This window comes from Butyrivibrio sp., from assembly GCF_017433805.1.
In the GTDB taxonomy this organism is placed as follows: domain Bacteria; phylum Bacillota; class Clostridia; order Lachnospirales; family Lachnospiraceae; genus Butyrivibrio.
Genome location: NZ_JAFRGN010000043.1, coordinates 68,860 through 82,383, shown reverse-complemented (window position 1 = coordinate 82,383; position 13,524 = coordinate 68,860). Strand labels below are relative to the sequence as shown.

Annotated in this window: 7 protein-coding genes; all 7 read left to right on the top strand. The window is 40.4% G+C overall.

Going from position 1 to position 13,524, the window contains the following annotated elements:
• The 7 genes from IJI01_RS11245 to IJI01_RS11215 all read left to right on the top strand — a co-directional run bounded on the left by IJI01_RS11245 (position 1) and on the right by IJI01_RS11215 (position 13,369).
• On the top strand, positions 1 to 2,043 hold the full coding sequence (locus tag IJI01_RS11245; RefSeq protein ID WP_292190227.1) for a hybrid sensor histidine kinase/response regulator: 2,043 nt from the start codon (positions 1 to 3) through the stop codon (positions 2,041 to 2,043).
• Positions 2,044 to 2,061: 18 nt separating this feature from the next.
• Positions 2,062 to 5,514, top strand: coding sequence for a DegV family protein (locus IJI01_RS11240; protein ID WP_292190224.1), 3,453 nt, complete (start codon positions 2,062 to 2,064; stop codon positions 5,512 to 5,514).
• A gap of 212 nt (positions 5,515 to 5,726) precedes the next feature.
• Positions 5,727 to 7,817 carry an elongation factor G gene (gene fusA / locus IJI01_RS11235; protein ID WP_292190221.1) on the top strand — a complete coding sequence of 697 codons (2,091 nt, stop codon included), beginning with the start codon at positions 5,727 to 5,729 and terminating at the stop codon, positions 7,815 to 7,817.
• A 98-nt stretch (positions 7,818 to 7,915) separates the two neighbouring features.
• The gene (locus IJI01_RS11230; RefSeq protein ID WP_292190218.1) at positions 7,916 to 9,862 is read left to right on the top strand and encodes an EAL domain-containing protein; all 1,947 of its coding nucleotides are present in this window, start codon (positions 7,916 to 7,918) and stop codon (positions 9,860 to 9,862) included.
• Positions 9,863 to 10,010: 148 nt separating this feature from the next.
• Complete coding sequence (locus IJI01_RS11225; protein ID WP_292190215.1) at positions 10,011 to 11,456, top strand: 2-isopropylmalate synthase; 1,446 nt, start codon at positions 10,011 to 10,013, stop codon at positions 11,454 to 11,456.
• A gap of 1 nt (position 11,457) precedes the next feature.
• Positions 11,458 to 12,138 (top strand): GntR family transcriptional regulator, encoded by a 681-nt coding sequence (locus tag IJI01_RS11220; protein ID WP_292190212.1) that lies wholly within the window; start codon positions 11,458 to 11,460, stop codon positions 12,136 to 12,138.
• A 22-nt stretch (positions 12,139 to 12,160) separates the two neighbouring features.
• Positions 12,161 to 13,369 (top strand): NADP-dependent isocitrate dehydrogenase, encoded by a 1,209-nt coding sequence (locus IJI01_RS11215; RefSeq protein WP_292190209.1) that lies wholly within the window; start codon positions 12,161 to 12,163, stop codon positions 13,367 to 13,369.
• The last annotated feature ends 155 nt before the right edge of the window (positions 13,370 to 13,524 follow it).

The window sequence follows — 13,524 nt, the reverse complement described above, 5'->3', positions numbered from 1 at the left end:
TTGGAAGAAAGCAGGCAGGAAAAAAACAGAGTTCATAGCATGGCGATTTTCATAATATCCATATTTTGCACTGGCGCCATTGTTGAGAACATTGCCATGGGGTGGGAATTCTGGATGCCACCTCTTATTGGCGTGAGTGTTCTTGCCATGTGGTGGATGCATATTGTTCAGTACAACAGGAGTTCTTTTAGAGAGAACTTCTATCTGATCTTTTCCATGGTTATAACTTTCTACCATGGCATACATAGCTCAAGCTTTTTTGATGTAATAGTCATTTGTGCTCTCTTAATGGGAATAGCAGCGCTTCTTGACAGAAGAATTTTTTTAAAGCTCGTTCTCATTGAGTTTTTTGTGATCATAGGGATACAGATAGTTCTTTCAGTCAGAAATTCATATTACCAGCTTACTTCGTTAGTTGTTTCAAGACTGCTCTTACATGTTGTAGCTGCTTTGTTTATCTATTTGATACTAAGTTGTCTTCTTGAAAAAAGGCAGGATGATGAAGCACAGATAGAAAAGCTAAGTAAAGAAAAAATGAGCCATGACAGTGATATGGAGGACTTTCTGGTTAATATTTCTCATGAGCTCAGAACTCCTCTTAACGTTATAAATGGACTTACAGATCTGATTCTTAGAAAAGAAGCAAGAGAAGATATTATACAGATCAGAAATGCTGGTCTTAGAATGGCTGGCCAGATCGAAGACATCCAGGACTACAGTGAAATCCAGCAGAATAACCTTACGCTTGAAAATGGCAGATACATGGTAACTTCCATTATCCATGATATTCTGGCCAATTATAACGCCATGCACGTTAAGACTCATCTGGAATTTATCGTGGATGTAGATCCTACAGTTCCAGCAGTCCTTAGGGGTGATATCAGAAAAATACAGAAGATCATATCTCACCTTCTGGATAATGCCTTTAAATTCACTAATGAGGGTGGTGCATACCTCAGAATTTCGGCCCTAAAAAAAGACTATGGAGTAAACCTGATTATCGAAGTTACAGATACAGGTATTGGAATGACAGCCAAGGACATTGAGAGTGTCCAAAAGGGTGTATACCAGGCCAATATGACAAGAACCAGGAGTACTGGCGGTATTGGACTTGGTCTTTCTATAGTATACGGCGTTGTAAGAGCTATGAATGGCTTTGTCAGGATTGAGAGCCAGAGGGGAAAGGGAACAACTGTAAGAGTCAGTATCTTCCAGGAGGTTATTGATCCGTCACCTTGCCTTGGAATCAGTACTGATAAGTTTATTAACGTTGTCTTTTACGATATGGGCGATAAGAACAGACATCCGGCTCTTGGTGAGATGTACAGAAATATGGGCAAGAATCTGGCAGCAGGCCTGAGGGTTAACCTGTATTTTGCAACTTCTTTGGATGATCTCAAAAAGCTTGTGGCTAAAGGCAAGATTACCCATGTGTTTATGGGCCACAAAGAATACCAAAAAGATAAATCCTATATCAGAAATCTGGCAAATGGAAATATCACTGTAACCATGATATGTGCAGATGATAGCCAGCATGTTGATAATTCAAATATTGTTTGTATAAACAAGCCATTCCACGGCCTTACAGTGGTTCAGATACTCGATGGAAATATTGAAAGGGCGACAGATGTCCTTACTAAAGACTTCAAGAAGCCAGTACTTGATGGTGTCAAGGCGCTTGTAGTAGATGATGAACAGATGAACCTTGTTGTGGCAAGAGGTCTGTTTGGTGAATACAAGATGATCGTTGATACTGCAGAAAGCGGAAAAGAAGCAATTGATAAGTATAGTAAGAATGATTATGACGTTATTTTCATGGATCACATGATGCCGGGGATGGATGGAGTAGAAGCTATGAAGTTCATAAGAGGTATGGCTGAGCGTGATAACAGTAAGATCAGGATTATTGCGCTTACTGCTAATGCTGTCAGCGGTGCCAAGGAGATGTTTATTAGAGAAGGCTTCGATGGCTTTATAGCTAAGCCAATAAATATAGGTGAATTTGAAAGAGTTATGAATCGCGTAATGGCAGAGAAACGCTGATCGTGATGGAGGTACATATTGAAGAAAGGTCTTTTTACCAGAACAATTGAAAGGTTAAAGGATCCGTCAAGGACACTGAGAGAAAGAGTATTTATTGCACTTACTCTTTTGACGGACTTTGGCGTATTTTTTGCGCTTATCAGTAACCTTATTCTGGGAGAGAATATAGTGGAGATCATTACTTTGACCATCACTATTATTCTTGTGCCCATTATTACGAGTGTTTCTGTCAGAAAGAATAAAGTTCAGGTAGCTGTCCGAATTATAGTTATTGGCCTTGTAGGTATCATTCTGCCTATTTTGTTTTATTTTGGTGGTGGTCTTTCTGGTGGTGGTTATCTCTGGCTTATTTTTGCATATCTTTATACAGGTCTCGTTCTTAACGGTATGTGGAGACCGTTCATGCTGATAGTTCTTACTATAGAATCAGGTCTCATGTACTTTGATGCATATATGCATCCTGAGAGGGTAACAGAGCACAGTAGACAGTTCTTTTTCATAGATTCACTGGTTTCAGTCATCATGGTAGGCACCATCTGCTGCATCATGGTATGGTTCGTTGAGTGGATGTTTATAGAGGAGAACAAAAGAGCCAAAGAAGAAACCCAGAAATATGAGGAACTGAACAAATCTCAGAACAGGTTCTTCTCCAGCATGAGCCATGAGATCAGAACGCCTATTAACTCTATTCTGGGACTTAATGAGATTATTCTCAGGCAGGAGGATGCTTCTGAAGAGATCAAAAAAGATGCAGGAAATATCCAGGGCGCAGGTAAAATGCTGCTGGCTCTGGTCAATGATATCCTTGATATTTCCAAGATTGAAGCGGGAAAGATGGACATTATTCCTGTAAATTACAATGTCCCATCCATGATCTCTGAGATTGTCAATATGATCTGGCTTAGAGCCGAGCAAAAAGGTCTTAAGTTTAATGTTGAGATCGATCCTACGATTCCGCAGGAGCTCTTTGGTGATGAAGTCAGAATCAAGCAGATACTAGTAAATCTCTTGAACAATGCGGTCAAATATACCAGCGAAGGTACAGTTACTCTTCATATAGAAAAAGAGGACATCAAGGATGAGAAGGTACGAATTATCTTCTCTGTTTCTGATACAGGAATGGGTATTAAGGAAGATGCTATTCCTTATCTTTTTGATGCCTTCCAGAGAATTGATGAAGAGAAAAACAGTAAGATCGAAGGTACAGGGCTTGGCCTTTCTATAGTTAAGCAGCTCGTGGAGCTGATGAATGGCGACATCTCAGTAAACAGTGTATACACGCAGGGGTCTAACTTCACAGTGGCTCTGTGGCAGAAGGTCAGCAATCCTACAGCAGTTGGAAATATCAGTATTACTAATTATGGAAGTGTCAGAGATGAACAGAAGTATGAGGCGAGCTTTACTGCTCCTGAGGCAAGAATCCTTATTGTTGATGACAATGAGATGAACCTTGAGGTTGAGAAAAAACTTGTTGAAGGCACTCAGATAACTGTAGATACGGTAAGTAGCGGAGCTGATGCACTTGCTCATACCATCGCTACAAGATATGACATTATATTCATGGATCATCTAATGCCTGTTATGAACGGTATCGAATGTTTGCAGGCTATCAGAAAGCAGCATGGTGGCTATAATAACCATGTTCCTGTTATTGTTCTTACTGCTAATGCTGGAAGTGAGAACAGGGCTCTGTATAGTTCCAGCGGTTTTGACGGATATCTTTTAAAACCGGTATCTGGAGCTCAGTTTGAGGAAATGCTTCTGGCTCACCTCCCTGAATCCAAGGTTACTATCAGTAAGACAGCAGACTTTAGCAAATCCAAGCTCAATACTGCTAAGGGCTATAACAAGAAGATTCCACTTATCATTACAACCAACAGTATGTGCGATCTTCCAGTTAGAACCCTCAAGGAACTGCAGATCGATACTATTCCGTTTAAGGTTCATGTGGATGGCAAAGAGTATTACGATGGCCTTGAGGCGGATACAGATGAGATCATCAGATATATGAGGGCTGGCAAGGAATTTACCTCTGAGCCTCCAACTATTGAGGAATTCGAACAGTTCTTTGCAAAAGAACTCAAGAAGGCCCACCAGATCATTTATATCACTTTGGCTCCAGGTATCAGTGAAGAGTATGAAAGAGCGAGACAGGCAGCCAAGGCCTATGGCAATGTATTCGTCTTTAACTCAGGCTTTAACTCAAGCTCTATGGGTATGATCGCGCTTATGGCCTATAACCTGTCTAATCAGGGAATGAGCCCCGGAAATATCATCAAAGAGCTTACTGCTATCAAGAGTAAGGTTAGGTGCAGCTTTGTTGCCAGTGATCCTATGGTTCTTATGAAGAGAGGAATTATAGGAAAAAGACTTTGCGAGCTTATGCTGTCAATTGGCTTAAAGCCATTTGTTGTTGTTAAAAATGATACCTTTAAGGTAGACCGGGTACAGATAGGTAATAAGACAAGAAGCTATGACAGATACGTGGATTATGCTGTTCCAAGAAGGGCAGGGCATGATCTTGATGTTGTGATGGTGACACATTCTGATGTTCCGGAGGAAGTTCTTGAGAGAATTGAGAAGAGGATACTTGCCAATGCTCCATTTAAGAACGTCATATTCCAGAAGGCTTCTGCAGCTCTTTCTGTGAGCTGTGGTCCTGGCGCTTTTGGAATAATGTATATGGAAAAGTCAGAGCATCCTTATAATCTTCAGAAGCTTCTGGTATTCCCTGAAGAAGAAATACTGGTTGCAGATAAGCATGAAGAAGAGAAAAAGACAGATGCTGAGGCAGTAACAGAAAATATTACTGAGAATACTGTTGAAGCAGCGGGCCAGACTGCATCTGATAAGTGGTATGACCAGATTGAGGGACTTGATTCCAAGGTGGCGCTTGAAAATAGCGGCTCTGAGGAGTCTTTTAAGAGTGTCCTCAAGATATTCTATGATTCCATAGATAGTAAGAGCCAGGAAATTACAGGCTTCTATGAATCTGGCGACTATGAGAACTACACGATCAAGGTCCACGCTCTAAAGAGCTCAGCACGTCTTATTGGCGCAATGGAGCTGTCAAAGGGCGCTGAAGCTCTGGAAATGGCCGGCAAAGAAGGAAATATTGATTATATCAGGGAACACAATGATGAGGTTATAGCTGAGCTTAACAGATATAAAGAGCCTCTTTCTGCGATATATGCTGCAGCAGAAGCCGAAGAAAAGGCAAAAGAGCAGGCCAAGAAAGAAGAAGTAAATAAAGCTCCATCTGTAAACTACAATGAATTCCTCATTAAGAGTATGTATGAAGCTCTTAAAGAGGGTATTAATCAAAAAAACGTAGGTTATTTGAGTAACCTTTTCAAGGAGATGGAAGACTATGATCTTGGCGAACATAAGGATAGATTTAAACGCTTATACGAACTTTTTGAAGCGTCTGATTTTGATGGAATGACAGAGGTATTAAAAGAGGTTGAATAGCATTGGGGAATAGTTTGTGCAAAAGGCCGAAAATGCTTGTGTTTAAACACTATATTTAGTAAAATGTTCTTATGAGAATTGTTTGGGGCGAGTGTCTATATTGTTCAAATAGCATATGAGCGGCGGTAGCGTTCTGCTACGGCTGAATGTGCGTCTATTGTCCCTTGTATTTCTCAAAAATACCCAATTTATTGCAACTGGAGGACATTGATATGAACGTTTATACGACTGACAAAATTAGAAACGTAGTGCTGCTGGGCCATGGCGGAGCAGGTAAGACAAGTCTCTCTGAGGCAATGGCTTATTTAGCAGGTATTACATCCAGAATGGGAAAAGTCGAGGATGGAAATACTCTTAGTGACTTTGATAAAGAAGAGCAGAAGAGACATATTTCAATCAGCACTTCTACTATTCCGCTTGAGTGGGATGGACACAAGATTAATCTCCTTGATACTCCTGGATTCTTTGATTTTGTCGGTGAAGTTGAGGAAGCTATGAGTGTTGCTGATGCAGCTATCATTGTTGTATCAGGTAAGGCAGGTATCGAAGTTGGTACCGAGAGAGCATGGGAATTATGTGAGAAATACAAATTACCACGTATGGTATTTGTTGCAGACATGGATATAGATGATGTTTCCTATAGACAGGTTGTGCAGGACATGACAGACAAATATGGTAAGAAGATGGCTCCTTTCAATCTTCCTATCCGTGAGAATGAGAAGTTTGTTGGTTACGTTAATGTAATTCAGGAGAAGGGCTTTAGATGGGAAGGTAAAGAGGTTGTTGAGTGCCCAGTGCCAGAGTACAACCAGGCTAACCTTAAGCTCTGCAGAGATACTCTTATCGAGTCAGTAGCAGAGACATCTGAAGAGTTCATGGACAGATACTTTAACGGTGATACCTTCTCAGAGGCAGAAATCAGAGCTGCTGTTCGTTCCAACGTTTGTGATGGAACAATCGTACCTATCGAGATGGGATCAAGTACTCTTTGCCAGGGTATTTATACACTTCTCGATGATATTGTTAAGTATATGCCTAGCCCAGAGAACCGTAAGATGGCTGGTATCAATACTAATACTAATGAAATCTTTGAAGCTGACTTTGACTTCTCTAAGCCAAAGACCGCTTTTGTATTCAAGACAATGATCGATCCATTTATTGGTAAGTATTCACTTATCAAGGTTCGTTCAGGTGTCATCAAGCCTGATGATGTTATGTACATCGCTAATAAGGATGCTGAGGTTAAGCTTGGTAAGCTCTATGTTCTTCAGGGCAACAAAGCTATAGAAGTTCCTGAGCTTCACGCAGGTGACCTCGGAGCACTTCAGAAGCTTGATATTTCTACAGGTGATACACTTTCAACCAAGTCTACACCTGTACAGTATGCTAAGATGGATATTTCTACACCATATACATACATGAGATATCACGCACAGAATAAGAGCGATATCGATAAGATTGCTCAGTCTCTTGCTAAGCTTGCTGCTGAGGATCAGACACTTAAGGTTGTCAATGATGCTGAGAACCGCCAGACACTTCTGTATGGTATGGGCGATATGCATCTTGAGGTTATCCAGAGTAAGCTTCAGAACGTTTACAAGGTTGCCATCGATCTTACTAAGCCTAAGGTAGCTTTCAGAGAGACTATTCGTAAGAACTCAGATGTTGAGTACAAGTACAAGAAGCAGACAGGTGGACATGGTCAGTATGGACACGTTAAGATGCGCTTTGCTCCTCTTGGAGATGTGACCAAGGCTTATGAGTTTGATCAGGAAGTTGTTGGTGGAGCAGTTCCTAAGAACTTCTTCCCAGCTGTAGAAAAAGGTATTGCAGAGTCAGTCCTTCGTGGACCTCTTGCAGCTTATCCTGTAGTTGGTGTTAAGGCTACTCTTTATGATGGATCTTATCACCCAGTAGACTCATCAGAAATGGCATTCAAGGTAGCATCATCCAACGCCTTCAAGAAGGGCTTCATGGATGCTACTCCAGTTCTTCTTGAGCCTATCGTTTCTCTCAAGGTTACAGTACCTGATACTTACACAGGTGATGTAATGGGAGATCTCAATAAGAGAAGAGGACGTGTACTTGGAATGAATCCTTCTCTTACAGGCAAGCAGGTTATCGAGGCAGAAGTGCCTATGATGGAACTTTTTGGATATTGCACACAGCTTCGTTCTATGACAGGTGGTAGTGGTGATTTCGAGTATGAGTTCAACAGATATGAGCAGGCTCCTTCAGATGTTCAGGCCAAGGAAGTTGAGGCTAGAGCAGATAAGGTTGCAGCTGCTAATTCAGAGGAATAATATAGCATATATTGAGGCTCTGCCGTCTGGCAGAGCCTCTTATTTATTGTTAATATTAATTTAACACATAATTATCGGTTTTGTGATAATATGGGAATATGGTAGAGAATAATTTTATTTCTTATAACTATATAGGTGAGATAGCCGGCCTTATTATGGCAGGTCTTATTTTGGTGCTTCTGATTTATACTAAGCCCAAAAAGTCGTATGTTTTTAAATACATCTACAGAGGTATCGTGCTGTCTATAGCAGCCATTCTGACTCAGATTTCTATTATTCACGTAGCTAATAATCCGGATCTTTATTTTAACAGATATCTTTTTATGGGACAGATTCTGGTATTCCTTCTTTTATATAATGGAATACTGTTCTGCATTTATTCCTATGTGAATATGATGTCTATAGTAAGGCGCAATCAGCGTAAAGAGTTTCTTTTGATGTATACTCTTTTGTCTATTACTTATATTACCGGAGTCATTATTGAGATTGCAGCCAGAAATTTCTATTCCTTTGAAGTGGATGGAATCGATATTACTCACTTTGTAAGATACTACTGCGGAGCTGGAATAGTGTGCGCTATCATCTGCTTTAATGCGACACTTAGCAATAAAACAAATGTAGCGAGAGTTATCTGGTATGTTGTTATTGCTATTGTTCCATTGGAAATACTCCTCCTTGGAAGCCAAATGGTAGTAGTAGATAAATTCCATTCAGTATATATGGCTATGAGTTATGTGCCGGTATTTGCGCTTGGATACATATTGTTCCATTCAAATCCTTATGATGAGATGACTGGAAGCCAGAATGTTTATGGCCTTTTATCATATGTAGAAAAGAACCTTGGTAGAAAGAAAATGTTCATCAGCTATATAGAGCTTAAGTATCCTAATGTAGAGAGCTTTGGCGATAATGTTGATGAGATATATATGAAAGCAGTATCTATGTGCAGGGCAATGGAGGCAATAAGACCTAAGGTCAAGCTGTACAGGATTTCTGAAGATAGATATATTGCTGTTGTAGAAGTAGATGACTACAAGTCCTTTGTGGCGGCAATAAATAATATAAGAGGCGTTCTTGATGGAGCAAGAGCAGATATGACGGTGCCCATCAACTATATTATGGTTTCCGGCGAAGTTCTTCCAGAGCTTGAGACTGCTGCAAAATGCAGACAGTACTTTGAGTATATTTCAAGACGCTTTAAGAGCCAGAATAGCAGTCATTTCTATGTTGTTAATCCTACAGATTACGATGATTTCCTTGAGGAATATGAGATAGCTGTAGCGCTTGAGGATATACGTAACAGGCTGGATATGGACGATGAGAGAGTTATGGTATATGCTCAGCCTATTTACAGCGTTGATACTGGAAATTTCAGAGCTGCAGAGGCTCTTACAAGACTTAAGCTTGGAAATAAGATAATAAGTCCTGAGAGATTTATACCAATTGCGGAGGAAAGCGGAACAATTCATGCTATCACCTGCATTGTGCTGGATAAGGTATGCAGGTCTATAGAGGCTCTTGATGAGTTCTATGATTTTGATTCTATCTCGGTTAATGTATCTTCCCGCGAGATTTCGCACAAAAATGCGTATTCGGATCTGATGGACATTATCGACAAATATGATTTTGATGTCTCCAAGATAAGGTTTGAGATTACAGAATCTGCAATGTTTGAGAATTACGAACAGGCCAATGAGAATATGAATTCTCTTAACAGAGCAGGAATCCAGTTCTATCTTGATGATTTTGGAACAGGTTATTCATCCTTTGAAAGAGTTATGAACTGCCCTGTTAAGACCATCAAATTTGATAAGACGCTTCTATATAAGTCCCTTGATGATGAACGAATGGATGACATAATGAGCTACATGATCGAGGTGTTCAAGAAAAATGGTTTTGTTACTTTGGTTGAGGGAGTTGAAGATGAGTCGCAGAGTCAGTATTCGATGGAAAGAGGCTTTGATTTTATTCAGGGCTTCCATTATGCTAAGCCAGAGCCAATAGAAAATGTCAAAAAATATTTTACAAGAAAAAGCGCATTCTAAGTACAATATATTAATTTTTGCAGGAAAGAGGTGGGAAATTAATCCCATCTCTTTTATATTGCATAACTTTACTACGTTGACATGAATAGTATGATTGTATACAATTATACCCAACGAACAATCTTTTCGAAATAACGGGGACTTTATTATGCAGGAGAATAACACATTCCAGAACCGGCCTGTCACAATGAACAACAAGAATAATCTGCTTCAGATCGAAGAGCATATGTACATTCTTGATGATGTTGAGAGGCCTAACGTATTCAGAAACATGTTTCCTTATGAAGAGGTACCTAAGATTCCTTTCAACGACAGAATCGTACCTCACAATATGCCCAAAGAGATTTGGATAACTGACACAACCTTTAGAGATGGTCAGCAGTCCAGGGCGCCTTATACAACGGATCAGATCGTGCATATTTTCGATATGTTCCATGAGCTTGGCGGCCCTAATGGTATGATCCGCCAGAGCGAGTTCTTTTTATATAGTAAGAGTGACCGTGATGCAGCCTATAAGTGCATGGAGAGAGGTTACGAGTTCCCTGAGGTAACCAGCTGGATCAGAGCTAGTGAGGAAGACTTCAAACTGGTCAAATCCATGGGAATGAAGGAGACGGGAATCCTTGTTTCATGTTCAGATTATCATATTTTCCTGAAGCTTAAGATGACAAGAAGACAGGCGCTTGATCATTACCTTAGTGTCGTTAAATCTTGTCTTGAAGCTGGTATCAGCCCAAGATGTCATCTTGAAGATATTACAAGAGCTGATATTTTCGGATTTGTTGTTCCATTCTGCCTTGAGCTTATGAAGCTCAAAGATGAGTATAAGATTCCTATTAAGGTAAGAGCCTGTGATACAATGGGATATGGTGTTAATTTCTCTGGTGCTGTTATTCCCAGAAGTGTTCAGGGTATCATATATGCTATCAATACCAACGCTGGTGTTCCAAGTGAGCTCATTGAGTGGCACGGACACAACGACTTCTATAAGGCGGTTACCAATTCTACAACAGCATGGCTGTATGGATGTTCATCTGTTAATACTTCTCTTTTCGGTATCGGTGAGAGAACTGGTAATACACCTCTTGAAGCTATGGTATTTGAATATGCTCAGCTTAAGGGTACACTTAATGGCATGAATACTCAGGTTATCACAGACCTTGCTGAGTATTATGAGAAAGAGATAGGATTTACTGTTCCTGCCAACACTCCATTTGTTGGTAAGAACTTCAATGTTACAAGAGCAGGTATCCATGCAGACGGCCTTCTCAAGAATGAAGAGATCTACAATATCTTTGATACAGATAAGTTCCTGCGCCGTCCACCTGTCAGCGCTGTTTCTAATACATCAGGACTTGCAGGAATTGCACATTGGATAAATGTTCATTATAAGCTGCGTGATGACAAGGCAATGTCCAAGACATCGCCACTTGTTCTTAAGTTAAAAGAGTGGGTGGATTCTGAATACGCCGGTGGTAGAGTAACCGTAATGTATGATGATGAGCTTGTAAGAGAAATAGAAAAAGTAAGCAGCGAACTAGGACTAGTTGTTAAAGAGGGAGAGATAGTAAGTCACGAGACTAAAGAGGACTAATATGGGAAATAGCGATCTAAAAGAAGAAGTAACAGATAAATACTCACTTAGAGGAAGAGTCTTTCATAGAATCAGAGAAGACATTTTAAATGGCAAGTACAAGGATCATGAGGAATTAAAAGAAGTAGCTATTGGCCAGGAGCTTGGCGTCAGCAGAACTCCTGTAAGAGAAGCCTTCAGACAGCTTGAGCTTGAAGGTCTTATTCAGATTATCCCTAATAAGGGTGCTTATGTTACTGGTATCAAGGTCAAGGATATCAAGGATATCTACATGATCAGATCCAAGCTTGAAGGCTTATGTGCCAGATGGGCATGTGAGAATATTACCAAAGAGCAGCTTGAAGAGATGGAAGAAATCATCTATCTTGCAGAGTTTCATGCAGCAAGAGGCCACATGGAGCAGATGGCTGAACTTGATAACAGATTCCATACAATTTTGTATGAGGCATGTAACTCCAAGATGCTTGAGCACCTTCTCAAGGATTATCACAGCTATGTATGGAGAGTCAGACAGAAGACTCTTTCCAGCAACAGAGGTGCTGTATCCAACGTTGAGCACAAGTTTATTATGGAAGCAATTAAAGAGAATAATCCCGATAAGGCAGAAGAGCTTGCTAATCAGCACATGATCAATGCTTATGAGAACATGGTTGATAAGGGACTACTTGAAATGTACGAATAATAAAGTTTTGTAGGAGGACAGGATGGAGAAAATCAAGATGACAACCCCCATTGTTGAGATGGATGGGGATGAGATGACAAGAGTGTTGTGGCAGCTGATCAAGGATAAGCTGATTTTGCCTTATGTTGATCTTAAGAGCGAGTACTATGACCTGGGACTTAAGCACAGAGATGAGACTGATGATCAGGTTACTGTAGACAGTGCTAATGCTACTCTCAAATACGGTGTTGCTGTCAAGTGTGCAACTATCACACCTAACGATGAGAGAGTTAAGGAATATAGCCTTAAGAAGATGTACAAGAGTCCAAATGGTACAATCAGGGCCATTCTTGATGGAACAGTTTTCCGTACTCCTATTATGGTTAAGGGCATTGAGCCTAACGTAAGAACATGGGAGAGCCCAATAACTCTTGCAAGACATGCTTATGGCGATGTTTACAAGAATGTTGAGATCAGAGTTCCAGGACCTGGTAAGGCAGAGCTTGTATTTACAGGCGATGACGGAACAGAGATAAGAGAGACAATCCATGAGTTTAAAGAGCCTGGAATCATCCAGGGCATGCATAACAAGGATGCTTCTATTGAGAGCTTTGCAAGAGCCTGCTTTAAATATGCTCTTTCTGAGAAAAAGGAGCTGTGGCTTGGAACAAAGGATACAATTAGTAAGACCTACGACAGAAGATTCCGTGATATCTTCGATGAGATTTATGAAAAAGAGTTCAAGAAAGACTTCGAGGCAGCTGGAATCACTTACTTCTACACACTTATTGATGACGCTGTTGCCCGTGTTATGAAGTCTAAGGGCGGATTTATCTGGGCCTGTAAGAACTATGACGGCGACGTTATGAGTGATATGGTGTCATCAGCATTTGGTTCACTTGCCATGATGACTTCAGTACTCGTATCTCCAACAGGTGTTTATGAGTACGAAGCTGCTCATGGAACAGTTCAGAGACATTATTACAAGTACCTCAAGGGAGAGCCAACATCAACTAACCCAGTTGCAACAATCTTTGCATGGAGTGGTGCTCTTCGCAAGAGAGGTGAGCTTGATGGAATAAAAGAGCTTATGGAATATGCAGACAAGCTTGAGAAGGCTACACTTTCTGTAATTGAGTCAGGACGTATGACAGGTGACCTTGCACTTATCACCAATCTTCCTAACCCAGTTAAACTCGGTTCTGAGGAATTCCTCGACGCTATTGCAACTGAGTTATCTGAATCATTATGATTAACTGGACGTCAGCTCTAGTGGGGCATAAATAGATTTGCTCACTTCTGACTCGCAAGAATATATGGCATAAAAATAATATGACCTTCTTCCTATGGTTTAAAAATGGGTAAACCATAAACAGGAAGAAGGTCATATTTTTATATGCTCATATA

What these genes read in the sequence shown, in the direction of transcription:
- IJI01_RS11225 (WP_292190215.1), top strand. Translation starts at nt 10,011, where the DNA reads ATGCAGGAGAATAACACATTCCAGAACCGGCCTGTCACAATGAACAAC.
- IJI01_RS11230 (WP_292190218.1), top strand. Translation starts at nt 7,916, where the DNA reads ATGGTAGAGAATAATTTTATTTCTTATAACTATATAGGTGAGATAGCC.
- IJI01_RS11220 (WP_292190212.1), top strand. Translation starts at nt 11,458, where the DNA reads ATGGGAAATAGCGATCTAAAAGAAGAAGTAACAGATAAATACTCACTT.
- fusA (WP_292190221.1), top strand. Translation starts at nt 5,727, where the DNA reads ATGAACGTTTATACGACTGACAAAATTAGAAACGTAGTGCTGCTGGGC.
- IJI01_RS11215 (WP_292190209.1), top strand. Translation starts at nt 12,161, where the DNA reads ATGGAGAAAATCAAGATGACAACCCCCATTGTTGAGATGGATGGGGAT.